The organism is Paenibacillus sabinae T27 (assembly GCF_000612505.1).
In the GTDB taxonomy this organism is placed as follows: domain Bacteria; phylum Bacillota; class Bacilli; order Paenibacillales; family Paenibacillaceae; genus Paenibacillus_AQ; species Paenibacillus_AQ sabinae.
This window is the reverse complement of record NZ_CP004078.1, coordinates 861,535-881,721: the sequence shown is the minus strand read 5'-3', so window position 1 is coordinate 881,721 and position 20,187 is coordinate 861,535. Positions and strand designations below refer to the sequence as shown.

Here is a 20,187-nt window from a genome sequence, read left to right as displayed (position 1 = left end):
TCCCTATCCATGATTCCATATTTTTTTACTGTTCAAACCATTCTCTTGCCTTCTCGCGGTGTTCGTCTTTCACATGCATGCTGATGCTCTTATATGCCGCCCAGAACGCGGCCGCGTCGTCCGTGAATCCAAGCAGGGGGATAAGGTCCGGAATCGCGTCAACCGGAAGAACAATGTAGGCCAGCGCTCCGATGGCCGTAAGCTTAGCTGTAATCGGCGTCTGCCGGTCCATCGCGCAATAATACATGGCCACCGCCTCGCTTGCAAAGGGGATTTTCGCCGCATTCTTCTTGATCTTCTGCAAAAAGCCTTGCTTCACATACTCCTCTTGCTTGTCCTCGCCGCCAATCCTGGAGATCCAGCCGCGAATGTCCGGCGCCTCCTTCCCGGAAGGCTCCGAAACGGTTTCCGCGCCGGAAGCAAGCTCCGCTATGGATGCTGCCTGCGGCAGAGCCGCGCTGCTGAAGCTTCGCTTGCACGAGCCGCACCGGGCTTCCCCGAACCGATCCGTCTCCACATGATTCAACTGCCCGCAGTAAGGGCATTCCAGTGTCTTGATCATGGCGCAACAGATGCTCCTTTCCCAAAAGGTTGAGCCGCGCGCTTGTCCGCAGCCTTAAGGCACCTGCGTATTTACGCGCTCATTATCTATCACCCATATATCGGCCCGCTGATTCCTTATCCCAGGATTTGCACGATTTGAATGTCCCGGTTCCGGCTTAGATCAAGCAGGGAATCTTCTATTTTAACCAAGGGGTGCAAGTCGTCAAAAGAGTTAATATGAATCACTTCCGCCACCCGGCCGTCCGACAGCAGCACTTGTCTTCCCAGCATGGCATAGATGAATTTATCCAGTAGAAGGGATACAATTTCCGGATTCAGCTCTCCAAACGAGCCTTGGCGCATCAAGGTGACAACCTTGTAAAAAGGCATTGGATCATGATACGGCCGCCTGGACGAAATCGCGTGGAACACATCCGCAACCGCGACGATCTGGCTGAAAAAATCGATCTCCCCTTTTTTCAGATGCAAAGGATACCCGGAACCGTCGAGCCGTTCATGATGCTGCAGAGCGACAAGCATTACCCGCGGACTTAACCCGATCGTGCCTTTGAGTATTTCGTATCCGTAGATCGTATGCCGCTTCATTTCCTCGAATTCTTCTTTGGTCAGCTTTCCCGGCCGTAGCAGAAGCTCTTGCGGAATCCTGACCTTGCCAATATCGTGAAGGGTGGCCGCCAGCGACAGCAGCGCCAGTTCCGATTCCTCCAGATTCAGCCACTGCCCGATCATAGTAGATAGCACGCCTACGCCGATGTTATGCTGATGCGTGTATTCATCCTTGGCTTTGACGGACTCGAACAGTTCGAATAGATCGGGGTGCCTGGAGATTTGGCGCACCACGGGGATAAACTGGTTCTTGATTTCGATCAGGGGCACCTTCCGGTCGTAATTCAGCCGGTCAAACAAATGTTTGGAATATTGAGCAGCCTCTTGGATCAACTTCGAAGGAGATTCATGGGCAGGAGCCTCTTTTTCAGCATGTACAACAACGTCGAAAGGGTTGACCTCATGCTGCTGAAGCAAACGGAGCGTATCCGAGTTAAGGACCGAATCTGCGGGCACCAGCACCGCGCCATTTTTGTTCACAATGTCGAATTTCACTTTTTTACCCGATAAATGTTCGAAAGACATCTTCATTCACTCCGTTTTCTGCCAAACGCGCACCTGTAACTTGATACCAAAGGCCTGCAAATTGCTGGGCAGTAGATTCTTGGAACGATTGATACATTCACATATTAAATCCAAGTTCAGGAAAAAGGCCTCTTCCTTTACCATACAGGTAATTCTTGCGTCTGCCAATACTTTATAGCAAAAGTGAGACGTTCGGCCTGCCTCATCTACCTGCGGGGGCTTTTTCGAAAAACAATCGAATAGTACGTATCCGCCCAAATGTCCTCATGGACCACCTCAGCCTCGCATGCCTCTAGATAAAGCTTCATTGTCTCCAAAGGAACGCGGTGGCCCGGCTTGCCGTCCTCCCGGGGATGCAGCCACTCTACAACCAGTCCTCTGCCTTCAGGCTTTAAGATCCGGCACATTTCCTTCAAGCCCTCTTCGGGAGAGGGCAAAATATGCAGAAGCAGCGACGCAATAGCCACATCTACCGAGCCATCCTCCAACGGGAGCCGCTCCGCCGAGCCTTTGGCCGGTATAACATTGGCTTTGCCCAGATCAAGCGCCCGGCCGCGCAGCACTTCAAGCATCACAGGCGAAGCCTCCACCGCATACACGCGTCCCTTCGTCCGCTCCGCCGCGGGAAATGTAAAATAGCCTCCACCCGCGCCGATATCCAGCACAACGTCCTCGTTCCCTACCCCGGCAAGGTCAAGCAGCCGCTCGGGAGCCATTGCGCTCAACCGTTCCTGCGATTCGAGCCGCTCAAGGCCCGCAAGCTCCTTATTGTGATCGTTCATGGCGCTCCTTTCCTTGCTGCCCATTATTTTTCCTCCATTGAAGCTTCCGGACATGCTATGCTCTGGTGTGGGGATCAGTGATGTTCAAGACATTTACTTTTGAGTGGATGGCGTTCATTTGTTCAGGTGTAAAGATCGGAGCGGGAAGCTCCGCCTTTAATCGGGTTGTTTTTCGCTGAATGAACTCGGATAACTCCACATCATAGACGATCAGCTCATCCGAACCGATCTTACGGAGCGCTGGATCAATGCTGAAGCGGCATCTCATTGTAAAAGAAATCATCGAAATATACTTGGCCGCTTTAGACTCACCTAAATAAGAGGCAAGCGCCTTGATGTGTCCTTCATTTTGCAAAAGAGGATTATACATTTTATAACGGCTGTTGACGCTCCAGTATTTATCTTTTCTTCCACCTTTGATCTCGCCGTTATAATTTTTGGTTTCGATGACAAATAGTCCGTACGGCGAAATGACAAAGTGATCGATTTGGGAGTAACCTGTCCGGGATTTGGGGTTCAGTATCAGGAGATGTCTATGACTCTCCTTTAATGAAAAACCTCCAATATTCTAGTGCGGGGTACCTTTCCGCCGTTTTTGATTATCTGGGGAATTTTATCTCTATATAAGCTGAACTTAAGATTTTCCTATCAGATACCATTCGCAACTACGAGGAACGTTTGGACTTCCGGCCGCTGCCCGTCTCCAGATTTCTCGATTAACCGCTCTTCGCGGTAGAAATCCGGAGACAAAGGCGATCGCTATCGCTCCTACAGTTCCAAACTTCCCCTTCGTTACTCCTTAACTGATTACATTTTTCAAGTTCATCTTATATAACAAACTAGCTCGAACATTCCTTCAATTATTACTTTCGGTCTTCCATGGTAATCTTCGGTAACTTCGTGCAGACTCCTTTCATTCCAATCCGTAAACAATTCTCTACAGGATTCCAGACTGTAATAATAACGTTCAATCGGTTGCTGCTTCGTCGCTTCGGCATCGTTTACCGAATTCAGGCGAACGAAAAACAAACCTCCAGGCTTCAGCATGCGTCCGATTTCTCCGATGATCCGGGTCATGGCATCCTTTTCAAAATAGTGCAAGGACAGACTCGATATAACCGCATCAAAGGACTTGTCCGCAAAAGGAAACGGATACCGTGTGTCATGCAAGACAAGGTTCGCTTCCGGCAGCCTATCCCTGACAAGGGCAAATGCCGCTTCCGAGAAGTCGGTGGCGGTCACTTGATAACCATGTTCCACAAGAACCCGCGTATCGCTACCGCCTCCGCAGCCGATTTCGAGAATTAGCTTACCATGCATCTTATTAAGATACGGTTCGTACCTCCGCAGCCAGGATGAAGCATTCTCAAATCCTTCTCCTTGTATCCGATTAAACACTTGATTCCAGTAAGCTTGCGGAGTTAAAGATTGCAATTCGGACGTCCTCCCCTGTTCTGTATATAAATAACATTACTGAAAGACAGTGATATTTTCAATGAGCATGAATGAAAACAGCCGTTCCCCAAAGCGGGAAACGGCTGCGAATTATTGCTTTCTTGTGCTATTTGCCGAAAAGCTCAATATGTTAATTCACCTTATTGTATACCCGGTAGAGGATCTGAGCGGTTTCCGCTCTTGTTGCCGTACCGGTCGGGTTCAAGCCCGAACCGCTCCCTTGTACAATACCGGCGTTAACCATGGCCGCTACGGCCTCCTTCGCATATGAGGCGATCTTGGATTGATCCCGGAACCCGTTAAGATCGGCTGCTGTACCCGAAAGTTTCAGGCTGCCCGTTGCCTCCAAGGCACGCATTAACAGCACCATCATATCCTGTCTGGATAAAGTCTCTTTCGGATTGAACTTCCCTTCCCCCGCTCCATTTGCGATGCCTAGCTGCTTGACAATGCCTAAAGCCTCATAGTAATAATCGGTGGCGCGGACATCGCTGAAGTTGGAATTGAAATCGGCTTTCAGATCGAGCATCCGAACCAGCAGCACCATGAAATCGGCTCTCGTCACAGGCTTCGCCGGTTCAAACGAGATGTCCGAGGAACCCTGGATGATTCCTTTTTCGGTAAGAACTCCGATGGCCTCCTTCGCCCAATCGTACTTCACGCCCACATCTTTGAACGGAACCTCAGCCGAAGCAGCTGGTGACGGTGCAGCAGGCTTCGCTGTTAGCGTTGGTGTCGGCGTAGGCGTTGGTGTTGGCGTTGCTGTTGGTGTCGGTGCTTCACTCGGTGTCGGTGCTTCGCTCGGCGTCGGTTCCGGTGATACGCTCGGCGTTGGTGTCGGCGTCGGTGTTGGTGTCTCACTCGGCGTCGGTGTCGGCGTCGGCGTCGGTGTCGGTACCTCCGCGACTCCCCCCGCTGTGAAGCCCCAAATGTCGGAACGGGCCGAGCCGCTGTACGCGTCTTGGGCCACGGCGTACCATTGATAGTAGCCGCCCGTCTTCAAGCCGTCCCAATGAATGCTCGCATTGCTTCCGCTGGCGATATCACTCTGTTCGCCAAGCTTCTCCCCAGTGTACACCTTTACTCCGAAATAGTCGGTGGCTACCCGTTTCTTCATCGGCTGAAGGTCGATATCGAGATCAAATTCATCCTTGCCCGGATACGAAGCTGGATCATAGTAGTTATAATCGTCCAGATATGGCGAGTAGGTCTTCACATGTATCTTGTTATTCTTGAGATCGAACTGCAGGAGACGAATGTAGCCGAGGCCGCCTTTTTCAGCTCCTTGATAGTCGGCCAGCATTTGGTATACCTGGCGGTCCGGCACTCCGTCGCCGTTATCGTCAATCGGGTCGATCAGTTCTTCGGCGTCGTGATAATGCCCACTCAGCACGGCAATGACATTCGGGTTAGGCACAACGACGCGTTCATAAATTTTGTCCGCAATCGGAGCGCGGTTCCCGGATACAAGCAAATACTCATGGAAATTGAGGATCGCCTTGCGGTCCGGGTACATTTTTACCACATCGTTCACCCACTGGATGTCTTCGTCGCGAATATCCCAGCCCATATAGACAACGACAAAATCATTGCCGCCTGCGGAAATCAGATCGTAATGCCCTCTGTTATTAAGATAGGAACCGCCAAACGTCGGCTGGCTCTTGAAGCGCTGTTCGCCAAAATATTGATAGAACTTGGTATAGTCGGAGCTCTGGTGCGACACGTCATGGTTGCCCGCAAGCACGCCATAAGGAATTTGGGCATCCTCCAACGCCTTCATGTCCTTGTCGGCTTCCTGCCATTGGTATTCCTTATCGGCCTCGTCCACGACATCGCCGGTATGAATGACATATTTGATGTTCATGTCATCCTTATGATCCACAATCCACTTCACGTTGCCTTCATATATTTCCGGATAGCTTTCCGAATAATACTGCGTATCCGACATCCAGACGAAGCTGAAATCGTAAGGGTCCTGGTTAACCGGAATCTGGTCCTGCACAATGACATGAATGGTTCCGTCAACGGCATAGTCCCCGGCCTGCACCTCAGCGGTCAAGGCAAAATCCTCTTTTCCCGCAACCCGGCCGTCCAGCTTCTTCCACGCATCCAATGACGGGCTCCAGGCGTACATGCTGACCTGCCGTCCCTCCAGCGATTTACCCTGCCAATCGATCTCCACCGAATCCGCCTGTTTGACCGAAGGATCAAGCTTGACTTCAAACCGGTGATACGGGAATTTCTCGTCCGAATCATTGTTCAGATATTGCCCGTCGGCGGTGCCGATCAGGCTGTACTCTTCCTGCGTAAAGGCCTGCTCGCCTTCCGGCTTCAGCTGTCCCGGAGGCTCCACGTCCGATGCGTTCTTGTAAGCGGCGAATCCCTTACGATGCGCGCCATCGAAGAGATAGCCTTTATAGAAGCTCACCTTCAGCGAATCGTTCGTCGGGTCCTGCACCTTCACCGTCAGGTCGCCTGTGGCGCCAGACTGCTCACTCACGGGAGATACAAGCTCCGGCTTCAGCGGATTTTCATTCGGCACATTGAAGGTGATGGTCTTGTCCGCAGCATTGCCGATTTTGTCTGCCGCCTTGATGGTCAAGGTGTGATTGCCCGGCTTCAGCTTAGACGAAGAGGTGGCATAGGGCAGTTCGATCTTCTCACCGTCCAGAACCGCTTCCGTGGATTCGACGCCCGCAAGGGCATCCGTGATTTCTGCGTTCAGCGCTAACTCGCCGCGATACGTTTTGCCGTCCTCGACGCTCGGAACAATGGCTGGAGCGGTGTTGTCTACCGTAAAATGGACCGTCTTATGCCCATATACCGCGCTCTGCACGGTGACTTGGTGCGGGCCATCCGCTAGCTTGGTCGTATCCAGGTCATACGCCTTGGATTTCAGCTGCCCGTCCGGCAGATTGAAATGAAAATCAACCGCCGGGAATCTGCCCGCGCTGTCTCCCATTTTGATCTCTTTAGCCGGATTCGCGTAGACCGGATCATAAACAAAGGTGCCGTCCGCAAACACAAGCCGGATATTTTTCACCGTAAAATCGTCTTTATTCTCTTCCGGACGATCGTCGAACGGCGAGGATTTCGTTCCCGCGCGGACCGAGATCACGTTGTCGCCCGCCTTCAGACGGGTGGCGGCAATCGGCACGGAGAGTGTCATATAGGTGTTGATCGGGTCCATAAACGTATATAAAATTTCATCGCCGATCGTTACGCCGTTCTTGAAATAATAGTTGACCGAATTGGCGTCAAAGGCGAAGAACGCGTCCTGCTCAACTGCGTGATACGTTCCGCTGGTCAGCGGTTTGCCGTCGATGTTAAGCTGCAGGGTATCCGGCCCGGCCTGCTCCGCCGTTCCTTTGACCGTCCTTGTTCCGCGAATCAAATCGCCGTCCTTGATATTGAGGCGAAGCTCGCTGCGATCCGGGCCGCCGGTAATCTGGACGGTGTAAATATCCGAAGTGACCTCATGCGTTCCGTCCGATACTACGTAGTAGTATTGCACGGAGGATTTGCCGATCAGATCCGGTGAATAGAGAGTAAAATGATACATTGTGTCATTGTAATCCACGTACAAATAGCGGTTGAAATACTCGCTCTGCTGATCGGTCTTATAATACAGCTTCACCGATTTGACGCTTTGATCGTCCTGTGCGTCGCCCACGATCGCCAGGTTCTGCGATTGGTCGATGCTGCTCTTGCCCGTCATATCCGCAATCGTTGGCGGCTCGGCGTCATCCGCTGCCGATACGGGCACTTCAGGCACCTGAGCCGGACTGACGCTACCCGGCGACGCGTTCTCAACACCGGAACTCAGCTTAATCATCGTGTTGCTGCCGTTGGCCGGGTACTTATATTGAATGCCCTTATTTTCGGCCGTTTCATTGGTCAAAGCTCCGTCGTAGTACGCGGCGGAAATGTCCGCATGCGTGTTGGTGCCAATCGCTACGCCGCGCTTGGAGCCATTGGCCATACCGTCGGAATAGATTTTGAAGATATCCTGATTTTCCACCAGATTGGTATGGAAATTCGCGTTGAAGTCGGCAACCGCCTTGCTGCCATTGCCGTTATTAATGACCCAGAAGACAAGCGTCTTGCCGGGGCCAATCATCATGTCCTCCCGGTCGGTCGGCCAGACTAGATCCGCATCCGGTCCGGAGTCCGTGTACCGGTAATAGATTTTATAATCCTTCAGATTAATGATCTTGTCCGTATTGTTGTAAATTTCAATAAATTCGTATCCATCCGCTCCATTGACATTGGTTGTATTGGGAGCAAGCTCGGTTACCAGCAGCGGCGGAACCTTGGACGGATCGAAATCGGGCAGGTTCACCTGGACTGTGTAGACATCCGTATCCTTCGTGGCCCATCCGTCATTAGCCTCTATGTAATACTGCAGCTTGTCCTCCGTCAGCCGTTCCTTCGGAATTGCAGACTCAAAAGCAACATTGTCGTCTGCCGATCTCCCTGCGTTGATGCTCATCGGCAGCCGGGTAAACGCAGCTTCGGAGTCCAGCTTGTAGTATACGGCTGCGGTTACGTTCCCCGAGTCGCCGTAAACATTCGCCGTAACGTCAGCCGCCAGCTGCAAATCGCTGTCGTCGGTCGCATCCGTAACGGGGACGTGCTGAATGGCCAGCGTTGTGCCGGTTTCGTCGGATGCTTGTCCAGGTATAAATTGGCTTTCAACCGTTCCCGGCGTTGCCGCGTGCAGACCGGCCGCATAATCGCCTGTCGTCACCATCTGCATGGCCGTGCTTCCGTCCGCCGGATAGGCATAAAAGATGCCTTTGTCTTTCTGGGTCTGGTCATCGTTCTGGTAGGAAGCCGATACGACAACATTTCCGCCGCCGTCTTTAAAGATCAAATCCCGCGGAGCGCTGTTGCTCATGCCTCCTCCGCCCGAAACACGGAACAGGTTCACGCCTTCGGTTAGCGAGGTGAGGTAATTGCCGTTGAAATCGGCGGCCGTCAATGTCGTATTGTCGTTATTCATAATCCATAGCACAACCGATTGTTGGGGTCCGATTATCGGATTATCCGCCGAAGAAGCCAACGGCCAGACCGTATCCGAATCTCCGCCGGAGTTAACATAGTGGTAATGCAGACTGAAATCTTTTAACGAAACCGATTGGCTTGAATTGTTATAGACCTCAATGAATTCATAGGCGTCTACGGATTTCCCAGATACATTCGAACTGTCCGGCACTAGTTCCGTGATCAACAGCTTGGGAATGTTCGTGGAATCGATTCCGTCAACAATCGCGTTGGCACTCGCCATGCCCGCACCGTATGGCGCCAGCAAGCCGGACAGCAAGCCGGCAATTGAAGCATGTAACGCCAGCTTTTTAAGCATTCTTCTTTTCAATGGCTCTGCATCTCCGTTCCCAGTAATAGTTTCTTAATTTCCTTAAATATCTAAATATTAAATTAGCAATAAAATGTAAGAAGTCTGTTATCCCCGCATCATCCCGCTGTTAATTATTTTTTACATAATCTTCCGTTTCTTTATTTCATATGCTTTTAACATTATCCCAACACCCAAATAACATAGCCTGTTCAGAATAGTAACTGTTCGGATTCATGATCAGCAGCCCCTGCAATCTCCAGACCTCATAAGCTGAACATCATTACACTAAGGGAGAGATGAGTTTTGAGAACGGTAAAAAGTGGTTTGATCTTATCCGCTCTGGCGGCCATGCTCGTATTCAGCGGATGCTCCGATAAAGGACAGGCTTCGCAGGCGCAAAGCGGCAGCGGGAACGGGGCCAGCATTTCCGGTAAACTTTCCTTCTATACTTCACAGCCTGAGGAAGATGCAACCAAGCTCGCGGCAGCCTTCAATCAAAAATATCCGGGTGTCGACGTCGCGATCTTTCGTTCGGGAACCGAGGAAGTAACGGCCAAGCTTCAAGCGGAGAAGCAGGCCGGCCAGATTCAGGCGGATGTGCTGCTGCTCGCCGATTCAGTAACCTTTGAGAGCTTGAAAAAACAGGATCTCCTGCAGGCCTACAAATCCCCGGAGCTTGGGGAAATTCCTGCCGAACTGGCCGACCCGGACGGGATGTACACTGGAACGAAGGTCATGGCGACCGTGCTTGCGACCAACACCCAGAAGGTAAAGACCGCTCCGACGTCTTGGAAAGTACTGACGGAGGCGGCTGCCAAGGATACCGGCATTATGCCCAGTCCGCTGTATTCGGGAGCGGCGGCCTACAACATCGGCGTATTGAGCCGTACGGACGGCTTCGGATGGGAATTCCTGCAGGCTGTGAAGGATAACGGGATGGCGGTTATCAAGGGGAACGGAGCCGTGATGAAGGCGGTGGCCAGCGGGGAAAAATCCTACGGCATGGTCGTCGACTTCATGGTTGCCCGCGAAAAAGCGAAAGGCTCACCTGTGGAACTGACCTATCCTGAGGAGGGCGTGCCGATTATTACCGAGCCGATTGGCATCATGAAGGATGCGAAAAATACGGCGGCAGCACAGGCGTTTGTCGATTTCGTCCTCTCCGAGGACGGACAGAAGCTTGCCGCAGAGATTGGCTATTCGCCGATCCGCAAGGGGATTTCGGCGCCTCAAGGGCTGAAAAGCATCTCGGAAATGAAGATACTTTCCGGAGATCTTGCCAAGCTGACCGATGAGCGCGAAAGTGATAAACAGAAATTTATTGACATGTTCGGCCAATAGAGGAATGGAGTCTGCTGATATGAGCGAAATACACCCACATTCCGTATCCGTACAGTACAAAGGGAAGGATCATTCGATCCTTCCCCAGTTTGTTCGCAGGTTCCGGGGCGGCTGGGCAGCCAGACTTCTGGGGGTACCTGCCGTTCTGCTGCTTTTTGTATTCCCTGTCGCCAAATTAGTATGGCTAAGCTTTCAGAGCGATGCGGGCATTACGCTTGCGCATTACCGCGAACTGATCCACCAGGAGCGGTTTTGGATCACGCTGCAGAGTACCGTTACCGTCGTTCTCGGCTCCACCGCGCTTTCTCTGCTGCTCGGAACCGTGTTCGCGTGGTTCGTCGCCTATACCGATATCGGTCGAAAAAGGATGCTGCATCCGGCCATTCTACTTTGTTTTATTTTGCCTTCATATGTACTAACCCTCTCGTGGTCCTCTTTCATAGGGCCGCAGGGCTGGGTTTCCCAGCTTCTGCAGTGGATTAACCCCGGACTTACTCCTTGGAGCATGTACAGTATGGGCGGGATTATTTTCGTGATGGGAATTCATCATTTCCCGCTGGTCTATATGTTAACGCTGGACGTGTTCCGAAAAATCCCGCGTGATCTCGAATGGGCCGCCCGAGCGGGAGGCTTGGGTAAATTCAAAACATTCTGCCGGATTACGCTGCCTTTGGCGCTTCCGGGTTTAACCGCCGGGGGGCTTCTGGTGTTTCTGGCATCGCTGGACAATTTCGGCATTCCGGCCTTTCTGGGAACTCCGGTGAATATCTCCGTCCTCAGTACGCTGATTTATGAAGAAATCGTCGGGTTTGGACCATCGGCCTTCGCCAGAGGCGCTTCCCTGTCCGTTCTGCTCGGGACTGCCGCCGTGCTGGGAAGCTTGCTTCAATGGATGCTGCTCCGCAAAAGCCATGCGCCGGATGCGGTTCAGCCGGACTCCGTTCCGCGCTATTCCTTGGGAAAGTTCAGGAAGCCGGTGTCAGCCGCGTTATGGGCGTTTTTGCTGCTGATTACGGCAGTTCCTGTGTCCTCCATGATATCCCTGTCGTTAAAGAGAGCCTACGGCCTCGGCCTGACGGCTTCGAATCTGACTTTCGATAACTACCGTTACATTCTGTTTGAGAATCCGCGGGTGTGGACATCCATCCAAAATAGTCTCATACTCTCGCTTGTTACCATGCTGGTCTGTCTCGCGGCCGGTTCCCTGTTCGCCTATCTTCGCGTCCGCAAGCCGTCTCCCTGGACAAAAGCCGCCGAAATTGCCGCATCCGTTCCCTACACGCTGCCGGGCATCGTGTTCGCCCTGTCAATGATTCTCGTCTGGATGGAGCCCATCCCCGGTTGGAATCCCGGCATCTACGGAACGATGTCGATCTTGTTCATCGCTTATATCTGCAGATTCCTCATTCTTCAAATTCGTACGGGCGTGACCGCGTTTATGCAGATTGATGCTTCCATAGAGGAGGCGGCGCGGGTATCCGGTGCAGGCATCCGGCGAAGATGGACAGCGGTTCTGCTGCCGCTCGTCCTGCCGGGACTACTGACCGGAGGAATTCTGGTCTTTCTCATGTCGCTAACGGAGCTGACGGTATCGGCGCTGCTGTACGCGTCCGGTTCCCAAACGATCGGCGTCACGATTTTCAGCTTCGAGCAGGCAGGGGATACCCTCTATTCTACCGCGCTGTCCAGTCTGATCGTCGCCCTCATCGGGGCGGGAGGAGCGGTGCTGCTGCTCATCCGCAAATGGAATTCACGCCAAGGAGAAGGAGGTCACAGTCATGAGTATTGAAATGCATGCCGTCTGCAAATCGTTTGGCCGCTTCGACGCGCTCCGTTCCATCGATCTGATGATTGGCGGCGGCGAGTTCGTGGCGATTCTCGGACCCTCCGGCTGCGGAAAAACAACCCTTCTGCGCATGCTGGCCGGATTTGAGCAGCCCACGTCCGGGCGAATCCTCATCGACGGCCGGGTTGTCGCCGGCAGCGGCGTTCTGGTGCCCCCGGAGAAAAGAAGAATCGGCATGGTGTTCCAATCCTTCGCCTTATGGCCTCATATGAACGTAGCGGAGCATATCCGCTTTCCGATTCGCGCGCATAAAGAAACGCCCGCGCATATCAAGCGGAAGGAGCGGGAGCGCATAGAGCAGGTGCTTGACCTTGTCGGTCTGGCCCCGTTCGCTTCCCGCATGCCGCATGAGCTGTCGGGCGGACAGAAGCAGCGGGTATCCATCGCACGCGCCATCGCTTCGGAGCCTTCACTTCTGCTCATGGACGAACCGCTCAGCAGCCTGGATGCCATGCTCCGCATGGACTTGCGCCGCGAAATCCAGAAGGTTCACCGGGAGACCTCCTCATCGGTCGTGTATGTCACCCATGATCAGGGCGAGGCCTTGGCGATGGCGGACCGTATCGTTGTCATGAAGGACGGCAAGATCGAGCAGGTTGGCACCCCGTCTGAGGTGTATTTGCATCCGCAGACTATTTTTGTCGCCCAATTCGTATCGAAAGCCAATCTCGTCAAAGGCCGCTGGATCAACAACCGGTTTATTCCGGAGAACAGCATCGATACCTCCTGGCCTTGTGAGAGTACGAGCAGCAGCTTTAAGCTGAACCGGATTTATCCGGTACGGCCCGATCAATTTCAGATATCATCGGAAGGTCAAGCCGGAATAAGCGGAGAAATCGTCAACGTCCAGTTCCAGGGCCGTGAGTACCACTATCATATCCGCAGCGGCTCCGATCATCTGGAGGCCGTCTCCTCCCGGCCGTTCCGGCTGCACGATAAGGTGACGTTAAGCCTCAAACCGCACGCCCTGTAAGGCGGAAAAGCAGCATTGCCCCTAGCCGGGGATCTAAGGATATCCTCGCCCGCCGAAGCCATCCCCGGTCAATTACGGCAAAGAACCCGGACACGATCTGTCCGGGTTCTTCTATTTTTCACAGCTTCCTTCAACTCGCCTTTTGAGCGCTTACATTCTTCACAAGAAGCAGCTTGCTGCCGGACAAGGTAAAGATTGAAATCAGGGTGAAGATCAGCGCAATGGAACCAAGCAGCAAGTATGCGCTTTTAAATCCAACCGTATCGTACATATTGCCCGCGATGGTCGACAGGAAGATCGCTCCGACCTGCTTTGAAAACTGGAAGCCGATCAGATAGATCGTCGCGGACAATCTCATATCGAAGTTCGCCGAGATGTACTTGAAGATGGCCACCAGCAGAATCGGAACTTCAATGGCATGCATTAATTTCACCAGGCTGATAGCGACCGCTCCGTCCGCCAGACTTGATCCCACCATCCGTAAGGACATAATGAAGCCGGCGTAGAGCAGCGCGTTCTTCGCTCCGATTTTGTTGATAATAAACGGTGCCAGTACCATTACAATCGCTTCCAAGAAGATTTGGAAGGTGACGAGATTGCCAAAGACCTGCGTTCCCTTCTCCGGCGTGGAGAAGAAATGGGTAAAGTAAACGGCAAACTGCTGATCGTAAACATCGTAAATGCACCCAACTCCAAGAACATACAGCATGAGCATCCAGAACTTTCGATTCTTAAAAAGGGCTATCGTTGAGCCTTTAGGAAGAGCCTCCGCTTTCTCCGTATGAACGGCTTGGGTGTCGGCTGTCCCCGTCTTGGCGAAGGAGAACACAACAGCCAGCAGCAGCGCCATGCCAGTGCCGATCCAGAAGACGAGATCCGGGTTGGTATTGAACAAATGCCCTGTTACAAAGGTGCTTGCCGCGGCGCCAATGTTCCCGAATACCCGGACCCGGCCGTATTCAAATCCGTTCAGATGACTGATTCTTTCGATATAAGCTTCGATTGCGCCGACGCCACCATTGAAAATAGCTCCCAGGTAAGCGCCGCCAATTACAGCCGCCAGAATGATATTCGTCTTCAGCAAAGCCGGAAACAAGTAAACAAAGAACGGTCCGATGAACACCAGCAGTCCAATAAACAGCCAGAGCAAGCTCTTCTTGAGTCCCAGTTTGTCCGATATAACTCCGAAAAAAGGCTGAAAGCACATCGCCGCGATCGATATGACGGAAAAGATAATTCCCGTCTTGGTGGAATTAAGTCCGCCCTCCTGGGTCAGCCATAAAGACAAGAACATGGTGCAAGCAGCCCAAATGAAGAAGTAAAGCATAAAGAAAACTCCAAAAATCCAATAATTTCTGTTAAGCGTTCTCAATTCATTCTCCTCCTTAAATTCTTTCTTTTAAGCACCGAGTAAACCGCTTTCTAAAAGTTAACTAGTTAATTAGAAGATTAATTTACTAAACCGAGTATAACAAAGATAACGCATACATTCAATAGAGTAATTGTATTTTTCCCATTTTCTATAAAATAACAATGGTATTATTGACAATAAAGCGAATAATCACGAAAACAAGCAGTTAAACCATAATGTTTACTAGTTTATTAACTAAATAACCCGGTTCGATGGCAGTGAAACAGCCTCTCCCGGAAAAAGGAAAGGCTGCAGAATGATTGCGTTATGCGATTTAAGCTTCAGTAAAATGCCAAACGTAACTGTGGAAATCCCGCTCCGCCTCCGCCGGAACACTCAACCCGACATACGCAAGCTCGTCCCCGCCGTATACCTCATCCGTACCGGACAGCCGATACTTCTTGGTCACGTCAATTCCGTGCAGCTTCAGGTGTTTTAACGGGGCCGCCGGTTCAGCCACCACATTGAAGAAGAAGGCCATGACTTCTTTCTTCTCCTTGTCCGCGAACAGCCATGCGGTTTCGTTGCCCTCAAACGGGCTGAGCAGGCGGTAGAAATCGCCGAATTGAATGAGGCTTCGGATCTCCTTGTACTTGGCTACCTGCTGTTTGACCGTCTCTTTTTCCTCATTCGTCAGCTTGGTCAAATCGAGCTCATAGCCCAGATTACCGGACATGGCCACATCGCCCCGCATCTCCATTGAAGTAATCCGGTGAACCTGGTGATTCGGAACCGCGGATACATGGGAGCCCATCGTAATAATCGGGTAGACGAGGCTTGTGCCGTACTGGATTTTTAATCGGGACACGGCGTCTGTGTTATCGCTTGTCCACGTCTGCGGCATGTAATACAGGATACCCGGATCGAATCTTCCCCCGCCGCCCGAGCAGCTCTCGAACAGCACTTCCGGAAAAGAAGAGGTGATCGCATCCATCACTTTATACAGGCCAAGCATGTAACGGTGCGCCGTTTCCCGCTGTCTGTCCGCCGGCAGGATTGCTGAGCCGATCTCGGTCATATGGCGGTTCATATCCCACTTCACGTAAGATACCGGAACCGTCTCCAGAATCGCGCTGACCCTCTTGGTAATTTCTTCACATACGTCTTCCCTCGAAAAATCAAGGACGAGCTGATTGCGGCTCTCCGACCTTGAACGATTCGGCACATGCAGGCACCAGTCCGGATGCTCGCGGTACAAATCGCTGTCCACCGAGATCATTTCCGGCTCGAACCAGAGTCCGAACTGCAGCCCCATTTCATTGACCCGTTCGGCCAAATGGTCCAGCCCGTCCGGCAGCTTCTCGCGGTCCACGAACCAGTCGCCGAGTGAGGACTTGTCGCCGTTTCTTTTCTCAAACCAGCCGTCGTCAAGGACAAACAGCTCAATCCCGAGCTCCTTCCCGACGCTTGCAATATCGAGTATTTTCTCCGCGTTGAAATCGAAATAGGTCGCTTCCCAGTTGTTGACCAATATCGGCCGCTCCTTGTCGCGGTAGCTTCCTCTTGTCAGCCGGGTGCGGTATAAATCATGGAAGGTTCTCGACATCTCCCCAAGGCCCTCCGAAGAGTAGACCATAACCGCCTCGGGCGCCTGGAATTCTTCGCCGGGATCAAGCTTCCAGCTAAAGTCGAAGGGATTGATCCCCATCGTCACTCTGGTATTGCGGAATTGATCCACCTCAGCCTGAGCCAGGAAATTTCCGCTGTATACAAAGTTAAAAGCATAGACCTCGCCGTACGCTTCAGTTGTTCCGGGTCTCAGCAGGGCGATGAACGGGTTGTGCTGGTGGCTGCTGGCGCCTCGTGCGCTTTCGACGGACTGGATTCCGTGTCTGAGCGGCTGTCTGGCGATATGTCTTTCTTTGACATGGGCTCCGTACAAATGAAGGAAATCGAAGTCAGCATCCTGAAAATCGACGCTCAGGCTCAAGGCTCTCAGCAGCTTCAGGGACTCGGACCCTTTATTCGCGAACCGGACCGACCGGGTAATGACATTGAACTGTTCAAACACGGTATAGCTTAGCAGCACCTCTAGTCCGGTGACTTGATCTTCCATGACGATCTCAAGCGTTTCCGCTTCCCGTTCATCCTCTACATAAACCGCCGGAAGGCCTGTTAGGCCCGGTTTGCCTTTCACAATGGTATGCGACCGGTAGCGCAAATCAGAGACCGTCGATCCGTTCTCCAGCTGAACCTGATAGGCGGGCTTGTGGTAATCGGTATTTCCGTACTGGGGGTATTCCTGCGGAAGCGTATCGAGCGAGAAAGCGCGGTCCTCTTTGTGGTTGTAGGGATTTCCGGAAAATCCCCGGTCCAGCAGCTGAATCTTGTTGGTATGATGGTATGCGGCGATTCGTCTTCCCCAATACAGGTGCAGCAGGTATTCATCCCGGACAATGCCGATGACATAGCTCGTATCTTTGGCTTGCAAATGAAAGAGTCGGTTCACTGCATCAAAATGTACTCCCATTGAGAAAAGATCACTCCTACTTTGATTTTTATTATAATAAAGGCCCGCTGCTTTCTCTCACGACGAGTTCCGTCGGCAAAATGACTTTGAGCGGCAGTTCCCTGCCGTTCTTCATCCGGTCAACCAGCAGCTTGACTGCGGTCCTCCCCATCTCTTCCGTGTGGACTTTCACTGTAGACAGTGTCGGATTCAAAAAGGCGGAAGCTTCAATATCGTCAAAGCTAAAAATGGAAATATCGCCGGGAACCTTCAGGCCCGCCTCATGCAGCGCCTTCATCGCTCCGATTGCCATCGGGTCGCTGGCCACCACAACCGCGCTCGGAAAGGACGGCTTGCCAATCAGCTGTTTCATCAGCATATATCCGCTCAGCGGGCCGAATTCCCCTACCAGAACGTTGTCCGCTTCAAAAAGCCCTTTCTCCTTCATCCTTCTCTCAAAGGTGCTCAGCCGGACATCTTCTTTCTCAATCTCTCTTTCGTTATGAATGCTCCGGATTAAGCCTTTGCCACCGATGTACGCAATCCGGCTGTGGCCTTTACTGAACAGGTGATCCAAAATCTTGAGAGTAGCGGTTTCAAAATCGGAAATCACCACATCCACATTGACTTCCTCGGGCACAAAATCCACAAATACAATATTGGGGTTGTGGCTATACACCCCCTTCAGTTCCTCGCTGTTGACATCCCCCAGAACGATAAGGCCGTCAAGCTCATTCATGCTGCCCGATGAAAACTGGCTTTTACCGATATGGAAGACGGTAGCGATCTTAACCGAATACTGATCGCATAAGCTCTCCACACCCTGTCTGATGGACATGAAGTAAGGATCGATGGCTTCATCATTCGTCAACACGAGGCCGATGCTGAAGGAGCCTTGTTCCTGAAACGCTTTGGTCTTCTTTCTTCTTCCGGGCTTGTAGTTCAATTCATTGACCACTTCCAGAACCCTTCTCCTCGTTTCGCCCGAAACCGAAAGGGAGGGATCATTGTTCAATATCCGGGATACCGTGGCCGTTGAGACATTGGCTGACTCGGCAACGTCCTTAATTCTTACCATCTGCTCATCACTCCCACTGATTTAACTAATATTTTTACTTAACAACTAGTAAACTTTATGGTAACAATATACCAAAGAAATCGTTTTCAATCAATATATTTATCGCAGAAAAAAAACCGAGTCCGCCCGGTTAAGGCTTACTCGGATTGTCGTGCCGTTCCCCTTATCCCATTCACGAATAGGCAGGAAGGATATCTATGAATGATTTCATTTGAGTCCAAATTCATTTTTCAGTGTCTGCGTCATGACATCAACAGGAGCCTCGACGCCGGTCCACAAGGTAAAATTAAGCGCCCCCTGATTAACCAGCATGCCCAGTCCGTTAATCGTCTTCGCCCCGCGCCGCGCCGCCTCCCACAAGAACAAGGTGTGGGGGTCGTTAAAGATCACGTCACTGACCGTCATTTCAGGTTTGATCGTATCGTAGTCCACATCGGGCTTATAATTGACGTTCGGATACAGCCCCACCGAAGTGGCGTTGATCAAGATATCGGTGTCCGCCGGCACTTTAAGCTTCGTATCCCATGGGAGAAACGAAGCGTCCGCGTCGGTGCGCTCATTGATGAGCCCCGCCAGCTCTGTTCCGCGCTCGGCGTCGCGATTGGCGATGTTCACCTTGGCCGCGCCGGCCAGCGCACATTCCACGCTGATCGCCCGCGCCGCGCCTCCCGCCCCGAGCACCGTGGCCGCCTTCCCCTCAACCGTAATTCCTTCTTCCCGAAGAGAGGTCAGGAAGCCCTTGCCGTCGGTATTCTCTCCCCACAGCTTGCCGTCCTGGTTCACAACCATATTGACGGCGCCAATCAATTCCGCCGCTTCCGACAGCTCATCCAGATAGCGAAGCACCTCGACCTTGTGGGGAATGGTCAGGTTGATTCCGCGCATGTTAAAGGCGCGCACCGCCTTCATGGCATCCTCCAGGTCGCCCTCGTTTACCTTGATCGTCAAATACCGGTAGTCAAGACCTTTCGCCTGAAAAGCCGCTTCCTCCATGACTCCGGTAGGATTCTCGTCAATCGGGCAGCCGAAGGCCCCGACAAGCTCCGAACGGTAACTCTTTCCCATCTGTACATCTTCCTCCTTCATTTAAGGCGTAAATACGGCGGTCACCTTTCCAATCATGCCGCTCTGCGTCGCTTCATCGGTCGTATACTTCACAGCGGCTTTCGCCGTTGCCCGTTTTTTGCCGACCGCAATCGTTCCTTCGTACAAGATCCGGTTCTCCCAGCGCGTCGTTCCCTCCACGTAGAACCGGTAATTCCCTGCGGGAACAGGATTTCCTTTCCGGTCCTTACAGTCCCAGGCGAACTTCAGCTGGCCGCTGGAAAGCGTCGCTCCCGAGAATGCGTCCACCTCTTCCGGCGAAGCCTTCGAAAGCCCCGAATGCTTCACCCAGGTCAGAATGGCCTCCGGCCGCAGCTTGTACCCGCCGGTAGAGATAAACCGGGTGGCGTATAGCGTCGTGACATATCGGCCTTTGCCGTCCTCAATCCATACGGCGAACTGATTGGTCGCGATTCCGTCCTGACGGACGAAAGGAAAGAAGATTTCCAGCTTCCGTGCCGATCCTCCTGCCTTAGCTGACCCGGCAGCCTGCTGCCCGGCAGCCGAGCGGCTGCCCGTGGATGCAGCCAGCGATGAGCCAGCCGCCGTCCCCGTCTGTGCATTTGCCTCCCGGCTGCCTGATGCCAGACCGCTCCCGCCGCAAGCCGTCTCCAGCAGCACAAGAAGAAGCGCCGGCACAAGCAGCCCGGCACCCTGTATTCTTTTCATGACCAAGAGACTCCTTTCCGCATAA

General features: G+C 52.5%; 14 protein-coding genes. 3 read left to right on the top strand and 11 right to left on the bottom strand.

The window, feature by feature from the left end:
• Nucleotides 1-25: 25 nt before the first annotated feature.
• The 6 genes from PSAB_RS24925 to PSAB_RS03915 form a co-directional block, all read right to left on the bottom strand.
• Nucleotides 26-562 carry a YkvA family protein gene (locus tag PSAB_RS24925; protein ID WP_025333297.1) on the bottom strand — a complete coding sequence of 179 codons (537 nt, stop codon included), beginning with the start codon at nt 560-562 and terminating at the stop codon, nt 26-28.
• Nucleotides 563-678: 116 nt separating this feature from the next.
• Nucleotides 679-1,695, bottom strand: a complete 1,017-nt coding sequence (locus PSAB_RS03935) for an HD-GYP domain-containing protein (protein ID WP_051529836.1) — start codon at nt 1,693-1,695, stop codon at nt 679-681.
• A gap of 206 nt (nt 1,696-1,901) precedes the next feature.
• On the bottom strand, nt 1,902-2,501 hold the full coding sequence (locus tag PSAB_RS03930) for a class I SAM-dependent methyltransferase (RefSeq protein WP_051529712.1): 600 nt from the start codon (nt 2,499-2,501) through the stop codon (nt 1,902-1,904).
• 31 nt (nt 2,502-2,532) lie between these two features.
• Nucleotides 2,533-2,997, bottom strand: coding sequence for a nuclease-related domain-containing protein (locus tag PSAB_RS24920; protein WP_226991803.1), 465 nt, complete (start codon nt 2,995-2,997; stop codon nt 2,533-2,535).
• A gap of 302 nt (nt 2,998-3,299) precedes the next feature.
• Nucleotides 3,300-3,911 carry a class I SAM-dependent methyltransferase gene (locus PSAB_RS24420; protein ID WP_025333294.1) on the bottom strand — a complete coding sequence of 204 codons (612 nt, stop codon included), beginning with the start codon at nt 3,909-3,911 and terminating at the stop codon, nt 3,300-3,302.
• A gap of 151 nt (nt 3,912-4,062) precedes the next feature.
• Entirely contained in the window at nt 4,063-9,309 is a 5,247-nt protein-coding gene (locus tag PSAB_RS03915; protein WP_025333293.1) for an S-layer homology domain-containing protein, read from the bottom strand.
• Between the two features lie 285 nt (nt 9,310-9,594).
• Between PSAB_RS03915 and PSAB_RS03910 the strand changes: the two genes are divergently transcribed.
• Genes PSAB_RS03910 through PSAB_RS03900 form a run of 3 tightly spaced genes read left to right on the top strand, consistent with a single transcriptional unit; the run spans nt 9,595 to nt 13,451 of the window.
• The gene (locus PSAB_RS03910; RefSeq protein WP_025333292.1) at nt 9,595-10,632 is read left to right on the top strand and encodes an ABC transporter substrate-binding protein; all 1,038 of its coding nucleotides are present in this window, start codon (nt 9,595-9,597) and stop codon (nt 10,630-10,632) included.
• Between the two features lie 19 nt (nt 10,633-10,651).
• On the top strand, nt 10,652-12,421 hold the full coding sequence (locus tag PSAB_RS03905) for an ABC transporter permease (protein WP_025333291.1): 1,770 nt from the start codon (nt 10,652-10,654) through the stop codon (nt 12,419-12,421).
• Nucleotides 12,411-13,451: an ABC transporter ATP-binding protein gene (locus tag PSAB_RS03900; protein WP_038595528.1), complete on the top strand. Its 1,041-nt coding sequence runs from the start codon at nt 12,411-12,413 to the stop codon at nt 13,449-13,451. The genes PSAB_RS03905 and PSAB_RS03900 overlap by 11 nt, the downstream gene beginning before the upstream one ends.
• Nucleotides 13,452-13,581: 130 nt before the next feature.
• Here the strand turns inward: PSAB_RS03900 and PSAB_RS03895 are convergent, their stop codons facing one another.
• From PSAB_RS03895 to PSAB_RS24415, 5 genes are all read right to left on the bottom strand, one after another.
• The gene (locus PSAB_RS03895) at nt 13,582-14,823 is read right to left on the bottom strand and encodes an MFS transporter (RefSeq protein ID WP_025333290.1); all 1,242 of its coding nucleotides are present in this window, start codon (nt 14,821-14,823) and stop codon (nt 13,582-13,584) included.
• A 313-nt stretch (nt 14,824-15,136) separates the two neighbouring features.
• Nucleotides 15,137-17,332 (bottom strand): alpha-galactosidase, encoded by a 2,196-nt coding sequence (locus PSAB_RS03890; protein ID WP_025333289.1) that lies wholly within the window; start codon nt 17,330-17,332, stop codon nt 15,137-15,139.
• Between the two features lie 31 nt (nt 17,333-17,363).
• A complete protein-coding gene (locus PSAB_RS03885; RefSeq protein WP_025333288.1) occupies nt 17,364-18,389 on the bottom strand; it encodes a LacI family DNA-binding transcriptional regulator in 1,026 nt (341 codons plus the stop codon).
• A gap of 207 nt (nt 18,390-18,596) precedes the next feature.
• The gene (aroE, locus tag PSAB_RS03880; protein WP_025333287.1) at nt 18,597-19,454 is read right to left on the bottom strand and encodes a shikimate dehydrogenase; all 858 of its coding nucleotides are present in this window, start codon (nt 19,452-19,454) and stop codon (nt 18,597-18,599) included.
• 21 nt (nt 19,455-19,475) lie between these two features.
• Nucleotides 19,476-20,162 (bottom strand): DUF2271 domain-containing protein, encoded by a 687-nt coding sequence (locus PSAB_RS24415; protein WP_025333286.1) that lies wholly within the window; start codon nt 20,160-20,162, stop codon nt 19,476-19,478.
• Between the last annotated feature and the right edge of the window lie 25 nt (nt 20,163-20,187).

Excerpts from the sequence above, each read along its gene's own strand:
- PSAB_RS03885 (WP_025333288.1), bottom strand. The coding sequence starts at position 18,389 with ATGGTAAGAATTAAGGACGTTGCCGAGTCAGCCAATGTCTCAACGGCC.
- PSAB_RS03930 (WP_051529712.1), bottom strand. The coding sequence starts at position 2,501 with ATGGGCAGCAAGGAAAGGAGCGCCATGAACGATCACAATAAGGAGCTT.
- aroE (WP_025333287.1), bottom strand. The coding sequence starts at position 19,454 with ATGGGAAAGAGTTACCGTTCGGAGCTTGTCGGGGCCTTCGGCTGCCCG.
- PSAB_RS03890 (WP_025333289.1), bottom strand. The coding sequence starts at position 17,332 with ATGGGAGTACATTTTGATGCAGTGAACCGACTCTTTCATTTGCAAGCC.
- PSAB_RS24925 (WP_025333297.1), bottom strand. The coding sequence starts at position 562 with ATGATCAAGACACTGGAATGCCCTTACTGCGGGCAGTTGAATCATGTG.
- PSAB_RS24415 (WP_025333286.1), bottom strand. The coding sequence starts at position 20,162 with ATGAAAAGAATACAGGGTGCCGGGCTGCTTGTGCCGGCGCTTCTTCTT.
- PSAB_RS03900 (WP_038595528.1), top strand. The coding sequence starts at position 12,411 with ATGAGTATTGAAATGCATGCCGTCTGCAAATCGTTTGGCCGCTTCGAC.
- PSAB_RS03935 (WP_051529836.1), bottom strand. The coding sequence starts at position 1,695 with ATGTCTTTCGAACATTTATCGGGTAAAAAAGTGAAATTCGACATTGTG.
- PSAB_RS03905 (WP_025333291.1), top strand. The coding sequence starts at position 10,652 with ATGAGCGAAATACACCCACATTCCGTATCCGTACAGTACAAAGGGAAG.